Raw genomic sequence first — 22,553 nt, forward strand, 5'->3', positions numbered from 1 at the left:
ACGTGAATTCAGCTGGCCGAACTGTCGCGCGCCTTGCGCGAGTGCGGCGTACTAATCGGTGAGTAGTCGGTTTTATTCTCGACCAGGCGCGACGTGTAGAGGCTGATATGGGTGTGCCGGTCGGGGATGTCTTTATTGACGAACGAGGCCGCGGCGATGGTGACGTAGTCGCCGATGCGCAGATTGTCGCCAATGATACAGGCGTTGGCACCCACGCTGACGTTATCGCCGATCACGATCGGGCCGCCCTCGTCATGCTTCTGGCCGATGGTGCAGTTCTGGAAGATGCTGAAATTCCTGCCGATCACCGCCTTGCGGGTAATCACAATACCGACCGGGTGGGGAATAAACAGACCCTCGCCGATTTGCGTATCCAGCGGGATCTCGATGCCGAAGCGCTCGCTAAGTCGGTCACTGAGCCGGCGGGCGCGATTGCGCCAGAACTTCGAATCGGACTGGTGGAGAAATTGCGCGAAGCGGTACCAGAACAGGTAGCGATAACGCGAACGCTGACGGTACTTGGCCAGCAAGCGCCGCCAGGAAAAGCGCTTGTGCGCGCCGCCGAGCAACTCGATATGCCAGTAGCGTTTCAATTGGGCGAATGTCATGCCGCGACCTCGGGTGCCTTTACTGTGCAACAGCCCCAGCCGGGGCCAATACAATCGAATTATTACCATCTGATGACACGAACTGGCGGGCGTACCGGGTGATCCGTATACTTGCGGCCTTCTCAACGCCGGGGCTCACCCTATGCCAATCAATCCTTTTGCCAGCCTGTTCGGTCGCTCGCCTATCGGGCCCATGCAGAAGCATTTCGCCAAAGCTCACGAGTGCGCGGCGAACCTGGTGCCGTTTTTCGAAGCCGTGATGGTCGAGGACTGGGCCCAGGTGCAGCACGTGCAGCAGGACATGGCACGACTGGAAGACGAAGCCGACAAGCTGAAGAAAAGCGTGCGTCTGCACCTGCCCAAGAGCCTGTTTCTGCCGGTTCCGCGTTCGGATCTGCTGGAGCTGCTGAGTGTACAGGACAAAGTCGCCAACCGCGCCAAGGACATCGCCGGCCTGATGCTAGGCCGCGAAATGGCCATTCCCCAGGCGCTGCAACCGCTGATGCGGACCTTTGTGCAGCGCACCGTGGATGCCAGCGCCCAGGCCCTGAAAGCCATGAACGAGCTGGACGAGCTGCTGGAAACCGGCTTTGGCGGTCGCGAAGCGGCCCTGGTCGAGTCCATGGTCATGGAGCTTGAGCAGATCGAGCGCGACACCGATCTGATGCAGATCGACGTGCGTCGCGCCCTGTTCAAACTGGAGAAGGATCTTCCCCCGGTCGACGTGATGTTCCTCTACCAGATCATCGAGTGGATCGGCGATGTGGCTGACCGTGCCGAACGCGTCGGCAACCGACTGGAACAACTGCTGGCGCGCTAAGCGCCAGTGTCCTTTCTGGAATCTACGGATTAATTATTTATGTCTCTGATTGCGGACTACGGCCTCGTATTGCTGCTGCTTGCCTGTCTCTTTGGCTTTTTCATGGCCTGGGGGGTGGGTGCCAATGACGTGGCCAATGCCATGGGTACATCGGTGGGCTCGCGCGCGCTGACCATCAAACAGGCGATTCTGATCGCCATGGTGTTCGAATTCGCCGGTGCCTACCTGGCCGGCGGCCAGGTCACCGAAACCATCAAGAGCGGTATCGTCGATGCCTCGATGATCACCCCGGACCTGATGGTGCTGGGCATGATGTCGGCGCTGCTGGCGGCCGGTACCTGGCTGCTGATCGCCTCGACCCGCGGCTGGCCGGTATCCACCACTCACTCCATCGTCGGCGCGGTGATTGGCTTCGCTGCCGTGGGCGTGTCCATGGACGCGGTCAACTGGGCCGGCGTCGGCCCGATCGTGGCCAGCTGGGTGGTTTCCCCGGTGCTGTCCGGTTTCGTCGCCTTTGGCCTGTTTGTCAGTGTGCAGAAGCTGATCATCGATACCGATGAGCCCTTCCTCAACGCCAAGCGCTTTGTGCCGCTGTATATGTTTGCCACTGGTTTTATGGTCAGCATCATGACCCTGACCAAAGGCCTCAAGCATATCGGTCTGGACCTCTCCAGCACCGAGGGTTTTATGCTCTCGCTGGGCGTCGGTGCCCTGGTGATGCTGCTGGGTATCGCCCTGCTCAGCCGGATCAAGATCGACGTCGAGGCGGACAAGGACTTCCACTACGCCAGTGTGGAAAAGGTCTTCGCCGTGCTGATGATCTTCACCGCCTGCTCCATGGCCTTTGCCCACGGTTCCAACGACGTGGCCAACGCCGTCGGCCCACTGGCGGCGATTGTCGGGGTGATCCAGTCCGGCGGTGAAGCGGTCGGGGCCAAGGCGGCGCTGCCGGCCTGGGTGCTGCTGCTGGGCGCGGTGGGTATCGTGATCGGCCTGGCCACCTATGGCTACAAGGTGATTGCCACCATTGGCAAGGAAATCACCGAGCTGACCCCGAGCCGCGGTTTCGCCGCCGAACTGGCCACCGCCACCACCGTGGTCGGTGCCTCGGCCATCGGCCTGCCGGTGTCCACCACCCATACCCTGGTCGGTGCGGTACTGGGTGTGGGCCTGGCCCGCGGTATCGGCGCGCTGAACCTGGGCGTGATCGGCAAGATCTTTATGTCCTGGCTGATCACCCTGCCAGTGGGTGCGGCCCTGTCCATCGTGTTCTTCTACGTGCTGCGCGGCATCTTCCTCTGAGTTAGCGGTTTTATCTCTGCCGGCGATGGCCCTATGATGGGCCTCGCCCGCGGAGACTCCCGATGCCCCTGCCTTCCTTAAAAGAGCAATTCGCCGCGCTGATCGCCGCGCCTTCGGTGAGCTGTACCCAGCCCCACTGGGACCAATCCAACCGCGCGGTGATCGAGTTGCTCTCGGGCTGGCTCGGCGACCTCGGCTTCCACTGCGATGTGCAGCAAGTTTCCCCCGGTAAATTCAATCTGCTCGCCAGCTATGGCACTGGCCCCGGCGGCCTGGTGCTGGCCGGACACAGCGACACCGTGCCGTTCGACGCCGCGCTGTGGCAGAGCGACCCACTCAAACTGACCGAAGTCGACGGCCGCTGGGTGGGCCTGGGCAGTTGCGATATGAAGGGCTTTTTCGCCTTGGTCATCGAGGCGGTGCAACCCTTGCTGGAACAACGCTTCCAGCAGCCGTTGCTGATTCTCGCCACCTGCGACGAGGAAAGCTCGATGGCCGGGGCCCGCGCCCTGGCCGCTGCCGGCCGGCCCCTGGGGCGCGCCGCGGTGATCGGCGAGCCAACCGGCCTCAAGCCCATCCGCCTGCACAAGGGCATCATGATGGAGCGCATCGACATCCTCGGTCAGAGCGGTCACTCCTCCGATCCCAGCCTCGGTCACAGCGCCCTGGAAGCCATGCAGGACGTGATCACCGAGCTGCGCGGCCTGCGCAACCAGTGGCAGCGCGAATTCAGCAACCCGCAGTTCAGCGTGCCGGTGCCGACCCTAAACCTGGGCTGCATCCATGGTGGCGACAACCCCAATCGCATCTGCGGCCAGTGCGCCCTGGAGTTCGACCTGCGCCCACTGCCCGGCATGGACCCGCAGGTGCTGCGGGCGGCGATTCGGCAGAAGCTGCAGCCGCTGGCCGAGCGACACCAGGTCAAGATCGACTACGCGCCGCTGTTCCCCAGCGTGCCACCGTTCGAGCAAAGCGCCGACAGTGAGCTGGTGCGCATCGCCGAACGCCTCACCGGGCACAGTGCCTGCGCGGTAGCATTTGCCACCGAAGCGCCTTATCTTCAGCAGCTTGGTTGCGAAACTCTGGTGCTCGGCCCAGGCGATATCGATTGCGCCCACCAACCAGGGGAATATCTGGACATGTCACGTTTGCAGCCGACCGTGCGTCTGCTGCAACAACTGATTGAACATTATTGCCTGCACCCCGCCAGCGCGGTGCCACCTGGAGGAGAGAACGCGTGAAGCTGCCCCAACTGCGACGATAACCCCCGCTGCTATCGGCTGCCTCGTATCAACAGCAAGTTGCGCAGCAACGTCCTCCCATCCCCTTCTCCCCCGGGAGAAGGTGGCGCGTAGCGCCGGATGAGGGTGGGCATGCCCATCGCCGCGCCTCTCCATGCGTTCCCTATTTGCCCCACAGGTTCCTCCAATAATGTTCGACCACGTCAATTGGCTCCGCCACGCTTCGCCCTATATCAATGCCCACCGCGACTGCACCTTTGTGGTGATGCTGCCGGGCGAGGGCGTTGCCCATCCGAATTTCGGCAATATCGTGCACGACCTGGTGCTGTTGCACAGCCTCGGCGTGCGCCTGGTGCTGGTGCATGGCTCGCGCCCGCAGATCGAGGCGCGCCTGGCCAACCAGGGCCTGACCCCACACTTTTACCGCGACCTGCGGGTGACCGACGGGCCGGCCCTGGAGTGCGTGATCGACGCCGTCGGCCAGCTGCGCATCGCCATCGAAGCGCGCCTGTCGATGGACATGGCGCGCTCGCCGATGCAGGGCTCGCGCCTGCGTGTCACCAGCGGCAACTTCGTCACCGCGCGGCCGATCGGTGTGGTCGATGGCGTCGACTATCACCACACCGGCGAAGTGCGGCGCATCGACCGCAAGGGCATCAATCGTCAGCTGGATGAGCGCAGCATCGTGCTGCTGTCGCCGCTGGGCTATTCGCCCACCGGGGAAATCTTCAACCTGGCCTGCGAAGACGTTGCCACCCGCGCCGCCATCGACCTGGACGCCGACAAACTGTTGCTGTTCGGGGCCGAGAGTGGTCTGCTCGACGAGAACGGCCGCCTGGTCCGCGAGCTGCGCCCCCAGCAGGTGCCGCAGCATCTGCAGCGCCTAGGCAGCAGCTATCAGGGCGAACTGCTCGACGCCGCCGCCGAGGCCTGCAAGGCCGGGGTACGCCGCAGCCATATCGTCAGCTACGCCGAAGACGGCGCGCTGCTCAGCGAACTGTTCACCCGCACCGGCAACGGCACCCTGGTGGCCCAGGAGCAGTTCGAATCCCTGCGCGAGGCGACCATCGAAGATGTCGGCGGCCTGATGGAGCTGATCACCCCGCTGGAAGATCAAGGCATTCTAGTGCGCCGCTCGCGGGAGGTACTGGAGCGCGAAATCGAGCAGTTCAGCATCGTCGAGCGCGAAGGCCTGATCATCGCCTGCGCCGCGCTGTACCAGATTGCCGACTCGGATTTCGGCGAGCTGGCTTGCCTCGCGGTCAACCCAGCCTACCGCCATGGCGGTCGCGGCGACGAGCTGCTCGAACGCATCGAGGAACGGGCCCGCGCCCAGGGCCTGAAGACCCTATTCGTGCTCACCACCCGCACAGCCCACTGGTTCCGCGAGCGCGGCTTCGTGCCCAGCAGCGTCGACCGCCTGCCCGCCGCCCGCGCCTCGCTGTACAACTACCAGCGCAACTCCCAGGTGTTTGAAAAGGCGCTTTAAAGCGCCTGACGTAGGAAATCCCCCGTCGTCCAGACGCCTCGCTGTCGCGCAGCAAACTGGGATGTAAGTGCGCCTATCGGCTTGGGCACTTGTAGGAGCGGGGGGACGCCCAGTTCCATGCCCGCGATGGATTTCGCGGGCATGGCGGAGTGCCGCACAACCGCTCCTACGGGGTATGCATCAACCGGCAAACCGCTCTAGGGAATCAGCTCCTGCTGCTCCTCGGGCAGTTGCGGGTCGACCTGCAGCCAGGGCAAGCCGCTCTGCACCCAGATATGCCGATCCGCCGGGGCCTGCTCCGGGTGGTCGAGGGTGGCGACGGTGACATCCAGGGTCTCTGGGCTGAGGCGGGTAAACAGGGTCAGGTGCGCGCCGCAGGTCGGGCAGAAGCTGCGCGTGCAGGTGGCCGACGAGGCGTACTCGGTGGGCGTGCCGGCCAGCCACTGAAAGCTCGCCAGCGGCACCGTGATCCAGGTGGTAAGGATGCCGCCGCTGCTGCGCCGGCAGTCCGAACAGTGGCAGTGGGCGATATCCACCAGGGGCGCGTCGAAGCGGTAACGCAGGCGACCACAGTGGCAGCCGCCGCTCTGCAATAAACTCATCGTTATCTCCTTCGCCCGGCCGATGCTTGCGTCGCCCGCCCGGGCTGCTCAAGATGGGCGCTTGTGCCTTAGCCGGTAGTTTTTCAACGGTCTGTTAGACGAGGGTTGTCGTGCTCGAATTGCTGCTGGCCTTGTGGCCTTTGTTCGCCCTGATAGTCGCCGGTTATCTACTACGCCGCCAGGCCTTTCCCAACGAGGCGTTCTGGCCCGGTGCCGAGCGGCTGAACTACTTCATCCTGTTTCCCGCGCTGCTGCTGAGCAGCCTGGCCACGGCTCCGCTGGATAATCCCGCGCTGCCGCGCCTGGCCCTGGCGGTGATGCTGGGCCTGGGCCTGGCCTGGCTGGCCCTGCTGCTGGTGCGCCGGGTGCGGGGCTGGCCGGCGGGGCGTTTCGGGGCCTTCAGCCAGGGCACCCTGCGCTTCAATACCTACCTGGGCCTGGCCACTGTGGGCAGCCTGTTTGGCCAACCAGGCCTGAGCCTGGCCGCGCTGATGCTGGCCCTGATGGTGCCCACGGTCAACGTGCTGTCGGTCTGGTCGCTGACCGCCGAGCGCGGCGTCAGCGCGCGCAGCCTGCTGCTGCCGATCCTGAAGAACCCACTGATTCTCGCCTGTCTGGCCGGGGCCCTGATCAACCTCAGCGGCATCGGCCTGCCCGGCGGCAGCGAGCGTCTGCTCGGCCTGCTGGCCGCCGCCAGTCTGCCGCTGGGCCTGCTCTGCGTCGGCGCGGCATTGAAGCCCGAACAGTTGAGCGGCGAAGTTCCGGCCCTGCTCAGCAACAGCCTGCTGCGCTTGCTGGCTATGCCGCTGCTGGCCTGGGCGGTGGCCTATGGGCTGCAGTTACCGCCTATGGAAAGCACCCTGCTGGTGCTGTTCTTCGCCCTGCCGACCGCCCCCACCGCCTATGTGCTGACCCGCCAGCTGGGCGGCGACAGCCAGCTGATGGCCGGCCTGATTACCCTGCAGACCCTGTTGGCGGCGGCCAGCCTGCCGCTATTGCTGCTGTTAGCAGGCCGTTGAAAAATGTAGGCGAGGCAGGCAAGACAAGGCAAAAACAGGCGAGGAAGCGGAGTTTACGGGTTGTAAATGAGCATTCCGAGCCTGTTTTTAACGCAGTATTGCCAACGCAGGTAGTTTTTCAACAGCCTGCTACTGCTCGGTTGAGCTGGCGTCCTGGCTCATATAGTCGCTGATCAGCTGCTGGTAGCGGCCGCTGTCCTGCAGGGCGCGCAGGCCCAGGTTGAACTGCTCGATCAGCTGCGGCCCCTGCGGGTGCTTGTGCGGCACGATCAGGTGCAGGGTACTGTTGCTGATCGCGCTGACAGAGCGGCGAAACAGACTCAGGTCGGCACCGGTCAGGCGCAACGCGGTTTCCCCCAGACGCAGGTCGGAGATAAAGAAATCATCCCGTCCGAGCAGCAGCAGGCGCGCGCATTCCTTGAGGCCAATAGGCGAATGGCGGGTCAGCAAACCCTGATCGAGCAGCTCCTGAAGAACCTTCGGCGGTTGCCAGCCAAGGGGGTAGCAAAAGCGCCGGCCCTGCAGGCTGGCCGGATCATCCAGCTCGATGGGCTCGGCGGCGCGGCTGAAGATATGCTGCTCGGCAACGAACAAGGCGGCGGAATACAGGTATTCCTGCTCCCGCTGCGGCGTGCGTACATAGGGGAAGGTCGCGTCGTACTCGCCCTGTAGGGTCTTCAGGTAGCCGCGGTTCCAGGGCCGCCAGTCCAGGCTATGGCCGATGCTCCGTTCATCCAGCGCGGCCTTTACCACCTGGGTCAGCATGCCGCCGCCCGGCAGGGCCTGGCCGGTAAAGGGCGCGTAGTTATCACCGGTAACCAGTCGCAGGTTGTCGGCCTGGGCGCAGAGGCACAGGCTCGACAACAGGTAGACCAGCACGCGCGGTGGCATCAGGGCAATACTCAGAGCTCCCAGGTTCTTTATTCGAGGGTAAACCACTGCACCTCGACCCGGCGGTTCTGCTCGCTGTCCTGGCCCAGGGGCTCTTCCCAGCCGCGCCCGACCAGCTCGATGCGGTCGTCGGCGATGCCCGGGTGGCGCGCCAGCAAGGCCGTCTTGACCGCCAGGGTACGCTGGCGTGACAACTCCATGGCCTTCAGCGCCATGCTGCGCACCAGCGCCGAACCGCCCTGGCGCTCGAAGTCGGCGACCATGGCGTTATCCACATGGCCGCGCAGCAGGACGATGGAGCCGGGGCTGACCTGGAGAAACTTCTTGATGGTGTCCAGGTAGTCCTGGTTGGCCTTGGCGTCGTTGTCCAGGGCCGCCGAGTTGGCTTCGAAGAAGAAGCGGATGTCCTTGCTCAGCAGCGCATCGCCTTCCAGGGCGACCTTGCCACTGGTGCGGATCGGGGCGATGGCGATGCTCTGGCCCTGGAACAGGCCGTCCTGCTGCAGCGCCTTGAGGTGGCTCAGGTCGGAGAAGCGCTCCGGGTCGGCGGGGTTGCGGATCAACGCCCCGTAGGCCAGCACCGAGGACTGGAAAATCCCCTGGAAGGAGCCGGCCGAATCGATGCTGCCATCGAAGAACGCCAGGTTCTCCGGCAGGTTGCTCAGGTGCACCTTGCTCAGCTCGTCGAGGGTTTCTTCCTGGGTCCAGCCGAACGCCTGAGCGACCACGCCGGCATGGGTTCGGGGATCGTCACGCAGCAGGCGGTTGCCTTCCAGCAGGCCATGTACCAGACCTTTGACGATTTTCGGATGGGCGTTGGCGAAACCCTTGTTGACCACCAGGATATCGGCCACCACCAGCAGGTTGCGGTTGGATACCAGCATCTTCGCTGCGCCGGCGGACTCGGCAACGGCCTCGTCGGTGCGCGGCGACCAGCCGACGCAGCCGTTCAGGCGCTGCTTGCCGGCCAGTTCGGCGACATAGGCATCGCAGGCGATAAAGGCATCCTCGTAGAACACCAGGCCCAGCTCGTTGGGCCCCGGACGCGCCTCGAGGTCGCGCAGCACCTTGACCGCCACGCCGGCCTCGCTGGCCAGGTAGCGAATAAAGAACTCGCTTTCGTTGAACTGGGTGGCGGCGAGCACCTTGCCCTTGAGCTGGTTGACGCTGGCGATGTTGCTGTCCACCACCACCTGGTCGGCCCCGCGGGAGAAGGCGATCTGCGCCGGCACCGTGACCTCGAACTGACGGCCAAGCACTGCCAGCACGTCGGCGGTGGTGGCCACAGCGGCCATCTGGCCGTTGTTCAGCGCCGACCATTCCTCGCTCTCGCCTTTGCTCAGGCGCAGCTGGAAGCCGTACTGCTTGGCGAAGAAGGAGTCGGGATTGGGCGCGAGACCGCCGTTGGCGACGATCAGGCCGCCGTAGCCGGCGTACTCGCTCATATCGACGTCGACGATGTTGTTTTTCATCTCGTAGGGCGCGGCCGATTGCAGGGTCGGCGTGCCGCTGACCGGCTCAATCGGCTCGGGGCCCGTGCTGCCGCCAAGGCTCGCGGGCAGGCCGCTGAGCACGCTGCCGGTGCCTTCTTCGAGCATGTCCTTGCTGACCAACCAGGCTCCCAGCCCCAACAGGCCGATCACCAGCACAATGGTCAGCAGCTTGCCGGCGGCATTGCCGCGCTGACGCTGCCCGGATGTGGATAGATACATGACGCCTCTCCCTGTCGGATGCGAGCCAGCGGCTCGCCAATCAAAAGTGTTCACAGCCTGGAGCGCTGCCCGGATTGCATCCGGGCTACAAGACTTACGCAAATCCGTAGGGCGGACATGCCGAAGGCTTGTCCGCCGTCTGCGCCATCAGCGGTGGACAAAGCTTCGCTATGTCCACCCTACAAAAACCAACCTCTAACTCGGCCATCACTGACGCAGCGACTCAGCTTGCGCCGGCTTGTCGCCCTGGCCCTGCAATACATACCGCGGCAGGGCCTGGTGTTCGTTAAGTTCGAGTACGCCGAGCAGGTCGCGTTGGCTATTCAGCCAACGACTGGCCTCGTTGAACGAGCTGGTCAGGGCATTTAGCGCCACACCGATCTGCTCCTCGTCGGTGGCCAGCAGGGTCTGCTCGCGGATCAGGGCGATCTGCTGCTCGATGCGCTGCAGTTCGGCATCCACATGTTCCTTGCGCCGCAGGCCTTCGACATGGGCCATCTGGCGCGCATCGATCACCTGCTTCTGTTGTTCCAGGCTGCGCCGCAGCTCGTCGTTCAGCTCGCTGCTGGCCAGGCGCGCATCAATCTGGTCTTCCTGCTGTTGCAGTTCGACGCTGTCCTTGGCCGCGGTGTCCACCACCACGTTCAGGGCCTGGCCGGCCACCAGCAGGCGCAGATTGAGCCACACCAACTGCTCGAGGCTGTCGGCATGGGAGGCCATCAGCGGCGAACGCGAGAGCAGCTGCAACACCTCACGGGCACGGGCCTCGACCGCCTGCTGGCGGCTGCGTTGCGTGGCATCGAGCAGCGCCACTGTGGCCTCGTAACGCTGGCTGGCGGGATCGGCCGGTTGCGCCTGCTGGGCGTCCACGGTGCGGCGAAAGCGCGCGCTACCGCTCAGCAGAAGCAGATAGCCCAGTTCCAGGCCGGCACCCAGCACCCAGAAACCCGGGCTGACAAAGGCCCCGAGCAGGCCGAACGCTGCCAGGCCAAACCAGTTTGGCGGCAGCGGCATCCGCAGCGGGCGGGCGTTAAAGGCGGCCCATAGATAACGACCACTCATGGCTGTGGAGGCTCCTGGCCGAGGTGGCGCAGGGATTCAGGCACGAAGGCCATATCGGTGGCCTCGCGGATGGCGATGCTCATCTGCAGGCGCAGCACCTGCTCGGCCACCGGCGGCTGATAACCCTGCAGGCAATGCTTGAGCGCCGCCAGGGGCTGCATCTGCGCGGTGCGCACCTGACGGTAGACCTTGACCGCCAGGGCCTCGGCGGCACCCGGGGTAAGCAGCAGCGGCAGGGGCAGTTTCACCAGAGCCTTGGTCTCCAGCTTGAGCTCGAAACGCCCCAGCAAGGCCTTGAGCAACGCCGCGCTTTCCTCGACCGTGGTGGTCGGCAGCAGCGGGATCTTCACATCGACCCGGCCCGGACGTTTGAGGTCAACTTCGATCAGATCGGGGCGCGAGGAGGCGAGAATCCAGATCACCTTGCCGCGGTTATCGGCATCGCCCATTTCCTGGGCGATCATCGAATAGAGGCGCCCGGACAGGCCGCTATCGCCGCTGCCACCGTCGCGCTTGCCGAGGCTCTGGTCGGCTTCGTCGATAAAGACGATGCAGCGGCCCAGGCCACGGATCAGGCGGAAGATCTTCTCCAGATTGCCCTCGCTGGAGCCGACCCAGCGGTCGCGGAAGTTCTTCAGCTTGACCACCGGCACCCCGGCCTCGCCGGCCAGGCACTCGACCAGGTAGGTCTTGCCGGTGCCCACCGGGCCGCAAAAGATATAGCCCTTGGGCAGCGCACGCAGATCACTGGCCTGCCACAGCGCCATGTCCTGACGCAGCCAGACCTTCAGCGCCTCCTGCGCGTGGTAGTCGTCCAGGGTGCGTTTGGATTCGATAAATTCCACCAGGCCGGCGCTGTCGTTTTCCACCAACTCCTTCTTGGCTTCGATCCAGTCCTGAGCACCGAGCACCTTGCCCTCATGGGCGCGGCGCTTGACCAGGCTGGCCAGGGCGCTAAGGCTGACCCCGGCCAGGGCCTGCACCGCGCCGTTGTCTTCGTCGGCGAAAGCGGCGGGATGGTCCAGGCGCAGTTGCGCCAGGCACTGGCTCAGGCTGTCGGCGTCCGGCAGCGGCACCTGCACCCGGTCGATGCGCGGGTTATTGGCTACCAGCGGGTGCAGGTCATTGAGGTTGTCGGCGATCAGCAGGCTGGCGAAAGCCATATCGGCGAACGGCGGCTCGGCGGCCCAATCGCGCACCAGGCTGGCCAGGCTGGCGCTGGCGAAATCACCCTGGCGGCTGGTCGGCAGCACCAGCTCGGCACCGCGCAAGATCACCGCCACATGCTCGCTGTCACCCCGGCCGAGGGCCTGCAGATTGGCGCGGTAACGCAGATAGCGGCTGATCAGTTGCACCGCCTCGCGCGGGTCCAGCGGCCACTGGATTTGCGCCGCGGCCGGCCACTGGGCGAAACGCTCGCCGCCACGCAACAGGCTCAGGCCGTTGCCCGGGTCGTAGAGAAAGACGATATCGAAGGTGCCGAGCAGCTTGGCCTCGAGGTAACGGGTCAGGCTGACCAGGCGGCCATCCAGAGGGAAACGGTCGGCAACATTGCCGTACAGCACGAACTGGCCGTGGGCAGCGCTTTCATAGGCCAGACGCAGTTCGGCGACCCAGGCGGGTACAGGCGATTGCTCGGGCATGAGTTACTGGCTTTCCGACTGCGGATTGCTGCCGCCCATGCTGCGGTTGGCCGCCGGGGCCTCGCTGGTCTCCTGGCCGGGCAGGCTGATGCCTTCCTTGGCGGCGAAATCGGCCAGGGCCTGGTCGGCTAGAGCGTCCATCTCGGCCTCCTTGAGGTTCACTTCGCTCATGTCCATCGAGTCACGGGCCATGCGTGCGCGACCGGCGGCCTTGGTACGTTCTTCCTCGACCATCTCATGCAGGCGGCTAAGGGTGTCGCCGGAACCGCCGATGGTGCTGACCATACCGGCGGCCATCTCGTTCATCTCGGCCATGGCGGTCTTCATCCGCAGGTCGTTGATCGCCCCCTTGAGCGCCTCGATCTTGCTGCGCGCGGCGGCTACCGCCACTTCGCGGGCCTTGGTCAGGTTCTGGTAGGTCTCTTCAGCCTGAGCCAGCTGGCGGCGATTCTCTTCCAGCTCGCGGGCCAGGTTCTGCAGACGCAGGGCGTTCTGCGCGGCGGCCGCCTTGTTGCCGGCACGCAGATGGGCAGTGGTGCGCGCGTGCAGCTCACGCTCCTCGGTCTCCTGCTTGCGCACCTGGCTCATCAAACGCTCGGCCAGGCCCGCATGGGCGGCCAGACCCTGGTTGAAATTGGCGATCTGCTTACGCAGGTTTTCCTGCTCCAGCTCCAGCAACGCCTCCGGATTCTGCCGCTCGATGTCCTTGATAAACAGCGACAGCATGCCTTTGAGGATATTGGTCAGACGAGCGAACATGGTGTCTCCTTGCGGTAAGCGGGCAATCCATCGATGACTGACGGCACGGCCAGTCAGGCGCGGCCGGTCAGGCGTGGGGCATTCTTGGTGAGCCTAGCAATTGATGCAACCGTCCGTCGCCGGTTAACAGTCCGTTGAAAAATGTAGGCGAGGCAGGCAATACAAGGCAAAAACGGCCGAGGAAGCGGAGTTTACGAGCTGTAAATGAGCATTCCGAGGCCGTTTTTAACGCAGTATTGCCAACGCAGGTAGTTTTTCAACGGACTGTTAGTGGTGCTGGCGATTGTAGGCAATCGCGACGACTTCGGGATAGCCAGTCGATCACGTCTGCAGCCATCAGAATAGATCGAGTTGATTGGCCGGGGGCGCTTTAACCGCCGCGGCTCGCACTTCAGCCTGCGCCGACTTTGCCTGCAGCCGCTCAGCCAAGCCCGCGGCGCGTTCGGCGCGGGTGGCGACCGCCTCGCCCAGGCGTGGCGGCAGGGCCCAGATTTCCACCTTGTGTTTGGCCCGGGTAATACCGGTGTAGAACAGGCTGCGGCTTAACAGGGGGCTCGGTTGTTCGGGCAGCACCAGCAGCACTTCGCTGAATTCAGAGCCCTGGCTTTTGTGCACCGTCATGGCGAAGGCGCTGTCGTGGCTGGGTAGGCGCGCCGGGGCAAAGGGGCGGTAGCCGTCCTCTCCTTCGCTCTCTCCCTCAAAGAAGACCCGCAGGCCGTATTCGGTCTGCAGGCAGATGCCGATATCGCCGTTAAACAGGCCTAGGGCGTAGTCGTTCTGCCGCACCATCACCGGCCGGCCGATATACCAGCGTTCGCGGCTGGGCACCTGGCTGCGGCGCTTGATCCGCGCCTCCAGCGCTTCGTTGATGCCGGCCACGCCCCAGGCACCTTCACGCTGGGCGCAAAGTGCGCGGAAGGTGTTAAAGGCGGCGAAGGTAGCCGCCGGATCGGCGCTTTTGGCGGCGGCGATAAAGGGCGCGTAGCCCTGATCCAGACGCTCTAGCAGATCGTTTGGCGCTGGCTGGGCATTCCAGGCCAGGTCGCTGCGGTCTTCCTTAAGCAGGTTAAGGGTGCCGCTGACATCGCCGCCGTTGATCCGCCGCGCCAGCTCGCCGATACCACTGTCGCCGGCAAAGCGGTGGCTGTGGGTAAGCAGCACCACCGCATCGCCGAGTTGCGAGCTTGGTTCGCTGACCGGCACCTGCTGGCCGGTGATACGTTGCAGCTCACTTGCGGCCTGAGCATCAAAGCCACGGCCCTCGCACAGCTCGGCGAATACAGCGCCGGCTTCCACGGCGCACAGTTGGTCCTTGTCGCCGAGCAGGATCAAGCGTGCGCTGGGCGGCAGGGCGTCGAGTAGTTTGGCCATCAGCGCCAGATCGACCATCGAAGCTTCGTCCACCACCAACACATCCAGCGCCAGCGGGTTGGCCGCATGATGGCGCACCTGCGGGCTGTCGCCACGGCTGCCAAGGAGGCGGTGCAGGGTGCGCGCCTCATCCGGCAGCGCCGCCTTGATCGATTCGCTGACCGGCAGATCGGCCTTGGCATTGCGGATCGCCTCGGCCATCCGCGCAGCGGCTTTGCCGGTGGGCGCGGCCAGGCCGATGGCCAGCGGAGCGCCGCCCGGATGTTCACAACCCGTTTGTTCTAGCAAGGCGGAGAGCAGACGCACCACGGTGGTGGTTTTACCGGTGCCGGGGCCGCCGGAGATGACCGCCAGCTTGCGCCGCACCGCTTGCGCGGCAGCCAGACGCTGCCAATCGGGTTGTTGCGTATTGAACGCAAATAGCCGGGTCAGGCTCTCGCTCAGTTGGGCTTCGTCGACTTCGGGCAGATCGGCTGCACGCGCCAACAACTGTTCGGCCAACTGGCGTTCGTAGGCCTGGTAGCGCGCCAGATAGAGGCGGCCGTGTTCGAGAATCAGCGGGGTGAAATCGCCGTCGCCGCCCACCAGTGCCGAAGCCTGCAACTGCGCCTGCCATTCGCCCAGCGCCGGCAGACGGAAGTCGTGCTCGGGCCAGGGCCGCTGCCCGGCCAGGCGCGCCAGGGGCAGGCACACGTCGCCCTTGTCCAAGGCCATACAGAGCAGCGCCGCCGAAGCCAGCACCAGAGGCGAGGCCGCCGGTTCGAGGCGTTGCAGGCTATCGACCAGGGCGCGTTCCAGCGGGCCGAAGGGCAGATCGTTAAGCATCACGCGCCCTCCGCAAACAGGTTATCCAGGGCATCCAGTAACCCATCGCTGGGCCGCGAGAAATACACCCCGGCGCTCGGCATGCCGCGCAGAAACAGGTAGTAGGCACCGCCCAGTTGGTCATTGTGGAAATCGTCCAGGCGTTGACGCAGAAAGCGTCGCAGCGCCACCAGGTAGATCAGGTATTGCAGGTAGTAATGCTCGGCGGCCAGGGCCTGTAGCAGGCGTTCGCCGCCGTAGTAGCTGGCGTCCGGACCGAGCCAATTGGACTTGTAGTCGGCGATATACCAGCGCCCGTCGTGCTCGAAGGTCAGGTCGATAAAGCCCTTGAGAAAGCCCTTGAGGCTGTCGAATTCCAGCCGCGCCGCCGCCTCGCGCATGGGCGCGGCCAAACCATGGGCCGGGTCACAGAGAATCGCCCGCAGGCGCTGCACATCCAACCCGGCCAGGGGGAAGGTAAAGCCCAACTCGGGCAAGCGTCGCACCGGATTAAGGCCGGCGAGGGTCAAGCCATTGCCATCCAGATCGGCGTCGATCACCTGTTGCAGATGGTCAAACGCCACGGCCTGCCAGTCGCTGCTGATACCGTGGCCGCTTAATCCCGGTTCGATCAGCTCGGCCAGCGCCGCTTTGCCGCGCGCCCAATCTTCCAGAATCGCATGCAGGCAAGTACCGGCCCGCGCGCCACGGGGGAAGGCGAAAAAGCCGGTGCCCGGCTCACTGGCATCCGGTAGCACCAGGCCGTCACGATCCGGGGCTTCCATATGCATGCCGGCGGCTAACCCCGAGAAACTGCCGATACGCCAGGCGCTATGCAGGCTGCGCTGCAGGCTGGCCAGTTGCTGCGGGGCTGGCGCGCGCTGCTCACCGGCGGCGCTGGCCTCCCCCTCACGCAGGGGCTGAATGGTCATCTGGCCCTGGCTGCTGGCGATCAGCTGCTCGATTTCTGCACGCAAACCTTGCGGACTGAGGCTTTGCAGATGGCCGGCAAGCTCGGCCAGAGCATCGTCCCCCGGCAAGTGGCGGCCGTGCAGCAGCCAGGCCAGGGCGCTGCTATGCAGGCCGCTGTCGCCGAGGGTGCCGTCTTTTCTGGGTTTGCAGTCCACCGGCCCCCAGTGCAACCACAAGCGGTCACGGGCGCGGGTCAGGGCCACGTAGGTGAGGCGCAGTTTCTCGGCGAAACGCTCATGGCGGGCGCGCTCGCGGTGCGTGTCGATCTGCTCGCCACCAAGGTCCAGCAGCGGCGTGCCGTCGTCAGCGTGACAGCTGATGTCTTCGCTCTGGCGCAGCAGCGCGCCGTCCCACAGATAAGGGCAGAACACCAGCGGGTATTCCAGGCCCTTGGAGGTGTGGATGGTGACGATCTGCACCCGCTCGGCATCGCTTTCCAGGCGCAGCAGGGCGTCTTCGCCATGGGCCTCGGCGCTGCGCTGGGCGTTAAACCAGGCGAGCAACTGTTCCAGACCGGGGCGTTGCAGGCTTTCGGTCTGCAGCAGCTCGGCCAGGTGCAGCAGGTTGGTCAGGCGGCGCTCGCCATCGACCAGCGCCAGCAGGCGCTGGGCCACCTGCTGATCATCCAGCCAGGCGCGGAAAGCGCGCATAAAGCCTTGTTGCTGCCAGAGCTGGTGATAGCGCTCGGCATCTTCGCGCTCGCGATCCCAGGCCTGGGCATCCTCGGCACAAGCAGCCAGCACCTGGGCGCTGCGGCCCAGCAGACGGCTGGCCAGGGCATAGCGCAACGCACCTTCGCGGCCGGGTTCGGCATAAGCGGCGAGCACGGCGGACAGTTCGGCGGCCTCTTCGCTGTGCCAGACATTCTCCTTACCCCGGCGCACGCTGGGTACGCCACGGGCGGCCAGTTCCGCAGCCACTTCGCTGGCCTGACGGTGGCTGGCGACCAGTACGGCAATATCGCCGCCCTTAAGCGGTGTATGGGTACCCGACTGTTCGAAATAGGCCTGGCCCTGACTGCTGGCGCTAAGCACCGCTGCGATACGTCGCGCCGTATCGCGCGCCACCAAGGTGCCCGCTTCACCCTTACCCAGGTAGTCGTTATCCAGCCAGACCAGCGCCAGCGGCGCGTCCGCCTCGCCCTCTACCGTCGGCAGCACCAGCTGCGCTCGCGCCTTGTCGCTGGCCCCTACCTGTTGATAGGCCAAGCCCGGCTCGGCAAAGGGCATGGGCCGGTCGAACAGCTGGTTAAGCGCGGCGATCAGCTCAGGCGTGGAGCGATGGTTGGTGGCCAAGCTGTATTGCCGCGCGGCTTCGCTGCGGGCTTTGAGGTAGGTCGCCAGATCCGCGCCACGGAAGGCGTAGATGGCCTGCTTGGGGTCGCCGACAAAACACAGATCACCAGCCTGGCTACTGCGCGCCTCGCTGACTGCGTCAGTTCCTCGCTCAGGGCTCGCCGTACAGCCAGTACTGCCTCGCCCTTCGCTCGGAGCCTGGTGAAGGTCGTCCTGACCTTCACCCTGCGGGCCAGCAGAGCTGTCCAAATTCGCTCCCGGCGAATTTGTCCTTGCCAGCAAGTCGCTCGCTACGCCAGGGTCTGAATAGATGCGATGAAACACCCGGTACTGCACCGGGTCGGTGTCCTGAAATTCGTCGATCAGCGCCACTGGATATTGCGTACGCAAGGTGCCCGCCAGGTGTTCACCCCCCTCGCCCTGCAGCGCCTGCTGCAATTTGTTGAGCAGGTCGTCGAAGGCCAGCAGACGCTGCGCGGCCTTGCGCGCCGGCAGTTGCTCGTTGAGCTGGCCGATCAGGCGCACCTGCAGGTCGATCAACCGTTGTTCGGCCTCGGGCTGCGCTGCATCCAGCGCATCGCACAGTTCCTGCAGCGCAGCAGCCAGGGGATTGGCCGGCGCTTCGCAGCCCTTTTTGCTGGCCTTGTTCAGCCCCTCGCGGGCCAACCGGCGGTGCGCTTCGGTTTTGCTGAACAGCGCTGCCGCATCGCTGAAATAGCCGTCCAGCTCGGCCTGCCAGACGCCCAACTTGGCCGAGTTGCACATATTGCTCTTAAAGCCGTCGAAGGCCTTGAGCTGCGCCAGCCAGGCGGCACTTTCACTTAGCCAGCAGCGCTGCGCCTGCTGCCAGGCGGCGCGCAGGGCGCTCATCTCGCTGCTGGCACCGGGTTGCGGCTCGATACGCAGATACGGCTTGCCCAGGTGATTGCGCAGGCGCTTGCGCAGACTCTGCGGAGTGATCTTCTGCTGCACCAGAAACGCCGCCCATTCCGGCTCGGCGGCGGCCAGCTCATGCCGCCAGAGATCGGCGAGCAGGGCGTCGATAATCTCGCGATCGTCATGGGTCAACTCGTTGTCGAAATCACCACCGGCCTCGAACGCAGCGTCCTGCAAGGCGCGCTGACAGAAGCCGTGAATGGTGAAAATCGCCGCCTCATCGAAGCCATGCACCGCCAGCAACAAACGCCGATGGCTGGCCGCGCCCGGATACTGGGCATGCAGATCATTGAGCAACTTATCGTCGCCCGGGCCGTTGTCATACACCGCCAACAACTCGGCCAAGCGTTTACGAATGCGCTCGCGCAGCTCGGCGGTGGCGGCGGTGGTAAAGGTCACCACCAGAATCTGGCTGACGCTGAGCTGCTTCTCCAGCAACAGGCGGGCGTAGAGCGCCGTCAGGGTCCAGGTCTTGCCGGTGCCGGCGCTGGCCTCAATCAGCGAGCGACCGCTGAAGCTGTCCTGCAGCAGGTTAAGGCTGGCGCTGCTCATGCTTCGTCCTCTTCACTGCCTTGCAGGGCATCCAGCGCCGGGCCGTAGAGCTGCTCGGCGAGGGCCTCGAAGCGTTCGTCCAATGCCTCGCGGTCGCGGAAGGCCAGGGCATTCCAAGGGTCTTGGCCTTCGCCGGTCATATGGTCGTTGCCTTGCCACATCAGCCGCGCTTCGCTGCGGGCGGCATCAATCGGCTCCTTGCGCCCGGGGTTGCGCCATTTGCGGGCAAAACCGTGGCTGCATTTGGCGAACAGCGGCAGCGGCTCGCACAGCGCGCTTTTGTAAGCCTCTAGCCAGGGCAGCAGCAGCCCTCGGGCATCGGCCAGCGGTCCGAGTCGCCATTCGCTTTTCGGCGAGAGCAGACGGCTGTCGCGGTTGATACCGGATGTGGCGGCGCAGTTAAGCAGCAGATGGCGCAACCAAAACGGTGCCAGTTCCCAGGCACCCAGGTCGCGCAGGCGGTAGTCGAACAGGCCCGCGCTGGTCACGCCATCGAGCCAGCCGTGGATGCGCACACCTGCCAGTTCGAGGTCCACTAGCAGCGGTTGCGGCGCGTCATCCGGGCGTTCGTCGAACAGCGTCGGGGCGAAGGCGCGGATTGGCCCGCGAATCTGCCCCCAGTGCGCCTGGCCCAATTCGCCCACCGGCAGCCAGCCAGAGGCCGCAGCTACGGCGCGCTCCTGGCGCTCGCTCCAGCCCTGCTCGATAGCCTGCAACGCCAATTGGCGCAGGCCATGCTGGCTGGTCCACTCGACGCTGAACGGTTCGTCGCCGGCCAGGGTTTCTTCTGTCTGCGCCAGGCGCAGGCCGAGGCGCTGTTCCAGCAGGTAACGCGCCGGATGCTTGAAGCAGTGGATCAACTGGCTTGGCTCGATGCTGAGCGGAGCGCCGCCCGACCAGTCCTTGTCCGGCTCATCCAGGCGGCTGGCAAAGGGTGCCGGTGCCTCCACCGCCTGACTCAAACGCTGCGCGGCGCGGAACCAGGGTGCGGCAAAGCCGGCATGCCGGTTGCCGGCGAAGTTGCCGGGGGCGAAGGGCTGCAGCGGGTGATGGTGAGTGATGCGAGCGCTGGCTTTTTGCTCTGCGGTTGGCGCGACAGCGGTGAGGTCGACCACATCCAGCAGCTCGCTGACCAGCACCGAGGGCGGCAGTTCGGCGTTGCTGCGCGGGTCGCGGCCGACGTAGCTGAGGTACAGGCCGCCACGGGCCGAGAGCAGGGTTTCCAGCAACAGATAGCGGTCGTCCAGGCGGCGGGCGCGGTCGCCACGCCGGGGTTTCTGGCCGATCAGGTCGAAGCCCGCCGCCGGGGTGCGGCGTGGTAGTGCACCGTCATCCAGGCCGAGCAGGCAGACCAGGCGAAACGGCAGGCTGCGCATCGGCACCATGGTGCAGAAGGTCACCGCGCCGGTGAGAAAACCCGAGGCGGCGCTGCCCTGCTCAAGCGCCGCGGTCAGTTGCTGGCGAATCAGCGCCAGCTCGATTGGCCGCTCAACGCCCGAGGCGTCTCCCTGCTCCTTGAGCGCGGCGCAGGCCTTGGACAGCAGCAACAGGGTGTCGCCGGCCTCGCGCTCATCAAACAGCTGGTCGATCAGCACTTGCAGGCTCTCGGCCCACTCGCGCAAAGGCCGTGGTCGTTGCAGGCTCTGCGCCAAGGCGGCCAGGCGTTCGACAAAACCGGCCAGACGACCGAGCAGTTGCGCACGACCGCCTTCCAGGGCATCCAGCGGCCAGCTGGCACCCAGCAACGGGGCCTGGCTGCCCGCCAATTGCGGCGGCGCGGCAAAGCCCAGCAGCAGACGATCCAGGCCCTGGCACCAGGTAAAGGCGGCATCGGCGGGCAGGCCAAGCTGCTCGCGGTGCGCACCATCGCGGCCCCAGCGCACCCCGGCTTCACGCAGCCAGTCGCGCAGCAGCGGTAAATCTTCAGCTTCGATACCGGTGCGGCGGGCGATGGCCGGCTGTTCCAGCCAGGCGAGGATTTCCTCGGCGGCAAAGCGGCTATCCGGCAGCGCCAGCAGATTGAGGAAGGCTTCCAGCAGGGGGATTTCCGCGCGCAGGCTGCGGTCGGCCAGGCTAAAGGGAATCCGCGGAACGCCTTCCCGCGGCGCGAACACCGCCTCGATATAGGGCGCGTAACGCTCGATATCCGGGGTCAGCACCACCACCTGATCCGGTGTCAGGCCGGGTTCGGCGGCAAAGCGCGCAAGCAGCTGGTCATGCAGGATTTCCACCTCGCGCAACGGCGAGTGGGCGATATGCAGCTCCAGCGAGCGGTCATCGTCGCGCAACTGCAAGCGCTCATCCGTCGAGCGCGTGCGCAGCCGCAGAATATCGTTCTGCAGCGCCTGCAGCAGGCTGGCGTCGTGCAGGTCGTCATCCTCGGAATACAGGCCGATTTCCTGACTACCTTCGCCGGAGGCCAGGCTAAACAGGCTGTCGAAAAAGTCGCGGCCTTGTTTGCCCAGGCTGGCGAGCAGCGGATGGCCGACATCCAGATACCAGTCATCCGGGCTTATCTCTTGATTAGCCGCTGCGCTGTGCGACTGCCTGGCCAACTCACGGATATCGCGAATCTCACCCCAGGCTTCACGGCAGGGGTTAAGGGCGAAAATGATCACTTCCGTATGCCGCGCCAAGCCTTCGAGCACGCGCATATGATGCGGCGGCAGCGAGCTGATGCCGAACACCAGAACGCGCTCGGGCAAACCCGGCATGGGCTCGGGTTGATGCAGACGAGCAAGCAGCTCTTCCAGCAGACGGGCGCGGTGCGGGTGGCCGTCGCGGGTCAGTTCGCGCCAGAGCAGCGCCTGCCAGGCCTCGTCCGGGCCGAGGTCCTGCAAGTCATTGCGCTCCCAGGCGGCCAGCCAGTCGTCGCGATACAGCAGGTATTGGTCAAATACGTCGGCGATCTTGACGGCAAGTGACAGCCGCCTGCGTTCATCGCCGCCGTCCAGATAATGCGCCAAACGCGGCGCTTCGGCCAGGTTGGCCGGCTCGCACAGCCAGTCATACAGCCGCCAACTCAGGCTGCTGGGGCTAAAGGCCGATTGCTCTGGCAGCTGACCCAAGGCCAGGCGCGACAAGTCCCAGACGAACTTGGCCGGCAACTGCACCTCCAGCTGCATGGCAATGCCCTGCTTGCGCGCCAGCTCCAGGGTCAGCCAACGCCCCATTCCCTGGCTCGGCACCACCACCAGCGCCGGCGCAAAAGGCTCGCGCATGGGTGTGGCGAGCAGGCGGGTGGCCAGCGCGCCAAGGGTTTCCAGGTCAGGGGCGTGATAAAGATTGAGCATGGTCAGCATGGCGTCCTTTGCGAAACGCTAGGGTAACCAGTCTGGCAGCGTGGCGCGACAGCCGGTGTCGCGCTTAGGGTCTGTTGCCGCTTCATCGCGAGCCGCGTTGCCGCGAGAAATGGTCCCCGGTTAGGCGCAGGACGCAGGTAATGGTTATTCCCTTGCCAAGTCCTGCAACAACA

15 protein-coding genes are annotated in these 22,553 nt (G+C 65.0%); 5 read left to right on the forward strand and 10 right to left on the reverse strand.

Translation table 11 applies throughout. The features are described from left to right. Positions 1–8 precede the first annotated feature (8 nt). Positions 9–608 (reverse strand): serine acetyltransferase, encoded by a 600-nt coding sequence (locus VMP31_RS16795; protein ID WP_325508846.1) that lies wholly within the window; start codon positions 606–608, stop codon positions 9–11. Positions 609–750: 142 nt separating this feature from the next. Here VMP31_RS16795 and VMP31_RS16800 point away from each other — a divergent pair, with 142 nt between their 5' ends. The 4 genes from VMP31_RS16800 to argA all read left to right on the forward strand — a co-directional run bounded on the left by VMP31_RS16800 (position 751) and on the right by argA (position 5,460). Further along, a complete protein-coding gene (locus VMP31_RS16800; protein ID WP_325508847.1) occupies positions 751–1,428 on the forward strand; it encodes a TIGR00153 family protein in 678 nt (225 codons plus the stop codon). Between the two features lie 39 nt (positions 1,429–1,467). After that, positions 1,468–2,730, forward strand: coding sequence for an inorganic phosphate transporter (locus tag VMP31_RS16805; protein ID WP_325508848.1), 1,263 nt, complete (start codon positions 1,468–1,470; stop codon positions 2,728–2,730). Between the two features lie 62 nt (positions 2,731–2,792). Next, positions 2,793–3,971, forward strand: coding sequence for an acetylornithine deacetylase (argE, locus tag VMP31_RS16810; protein WP_325508849.1), 1,179 nt, complete (start codon positions 2,793–2,795; stop codon positions 3,969–3,971). A gap of 190 nt (positions 3,972–4,161) precedes the next feature. Continuing rightward, complete coding sequence (argA, locus tag VMP31_RS16815; RefSeq protein ID WP_325508850.1) at positions 4,162–5,460, forward strand: amino-acid N-acetyltransferase; 1,299 nt, start codon at positions 4,162–4,164, stop codon at positions 5,458–5,460. Positions 5,461–5,657: 197 nt separating this feature from the next. On the opposite strand, the gene VMP31_RS16820 is transcribed toward argA, so the two are convergent. Then, a complete protein-coding gene (locus VMP31_RS16820; RefSeq protein WP_325508851.1) occupies positions 5,658–6,062 on the reverse strand; it encodes a GFA family protein in 405 nt (134 codons plus the stop codon). A gap of 110 nt (positions 6,063–6,172) precedes the next feature. Between VMP31_RS16820 and VMP31_RS16825 the strand changes: the two genes are divergently transcribed. Further along, entirely contained in the window at positions 6,173–7,081 is a 909-nt protein-coding gene (locus tag VMP31_RS16825; protein WP_325508852.1) for an AEC family transporter, read from the forward strand. Between the two features lie 129 nt (positions 7,082–7,210). Here VMP31_RS16825 and VMP31_RS16830 read toward each other — a convergent pair whose 3' ends face one another. The 8 genes from VMP31_RS16830 to recC all read right to left on the reverse strand — a co-directional run bounded on the left by VMP31_RS16830 (position 7,211) and on the right by recC (position 22,371). Then, positions 7,211–7,972, reverse strand: a complete 762-nt coding sequence (locus VMP31_RS16830; RefSeq protein WP_325508853.1) for an ABC transporter substrate-binding protein — start codon at positions 7,970–7,972, stop codon at positions 7,211–7,213. Positions 7,973–8,001: 29 nt separating this feature from the next. Beyond that, complete coding sequence (locus VMP31_RS16835) at positions 8,002–9,684, reverse strand: phosphate ABC transporter substrate-binding/OmpA family protein (RefSeq protein ID WP_325508854.1); 1,683 nt, start codon at positions 9,682–9,684, stop codon at positions 8,002–8,004. Between the two features lie 207 nt (positions 9,685–9,891). Beyond that, positions 9,892–10,746 carry a hypothetical protein gene (locus tag VMP31_RS16840; RefSeq protein WP_325508855.1) on the reverse strand — a complete coding sequence of 285 codons (855 nt, stop codon included), beginning with the start codon at positions 10,744–10,746 and terminating at the stop codon, positions 9,892–9,894. Next, the gene (locus tag VMP31_RS16845; protein ID WP_325508856.1) at positions 10,743–12,389 is read right to left on the reverse strand and encodes an ATP-binding protein; all 1,647 of its coding nucleotides are present in this window, start codon (positions 12,387–12,389) and stop codon (positions 10,743–10,745) included. Before VMP31_RS16845 ends, VMP31_RS16840 begins: the two co-directional genes overlap by 4 nt. A gap of 3 nt (positions 12,390–12,392) precedes the next feature. Next, positions 12,393–13,148: a PspA/IM30 family protein gene (locus VMP31_RS16850; RefSeq protein ID WP_325508857.1), complete on the reverse strand. Its 756-nt coding sequence runs from the start codon at positions 13,146–13,148 to the stop codon at positions 12,393–12,395. A gap of 336 nt (positions 13,149–13,484) precedes the next feature. Next, positions 13,485–15,347, reverse strand: a complete 1,863-nt coding sequence (recD, locus tag VMP31_RS16855; RefSeq protein ID WP_325508858.1) for an exodeoxyribonuclease V subunit alpha — start codon at positions 15,345–15,347, stop codon at positions 13,485–13,487. Further along, positions 15,344–19,078, reverse strand: a complete 3,735-nt coding sequence (locus VMP31_RS16860) for a UvrD-helicase domain-containing protein (RefSeq protein ID WP_325508859.1) — start codon at positions 19,076–19,078, stop codon at positions 15,344–15,346. The genes recD and VMP31_RS16860 overlap by 4 nt, the downstream gene beginning before the upstream one ends. Further along, positions 19,075–22,371: an exodeoxyribonuclease V subunit gamma gene (gene recC, locus VMP31_RS16865; protein WP_325508860.1), complete on the reverse strand. Its 3,297-nt coding sequence runs from the start codon at positions 22,369–22,371 to the stop codon at positions 19,075–19,077. The genes VMP31_RS16860 and recC overlap by 4 nt, the downstream gene beginning before the upstream one ends. Positions 22,372–22,553 lie beyond the last annotated feature (182 nt).

The sequence above is a fragment of the Pseudomonas sp. genome (assembly GCF_035512415.1).
Taxonomy (GTDB): Bacteria; Pseudomonadota; Gammaproteobacteria; order Pseudomonadales; family Pseudomonadaceae; genus Aquipseudomonas.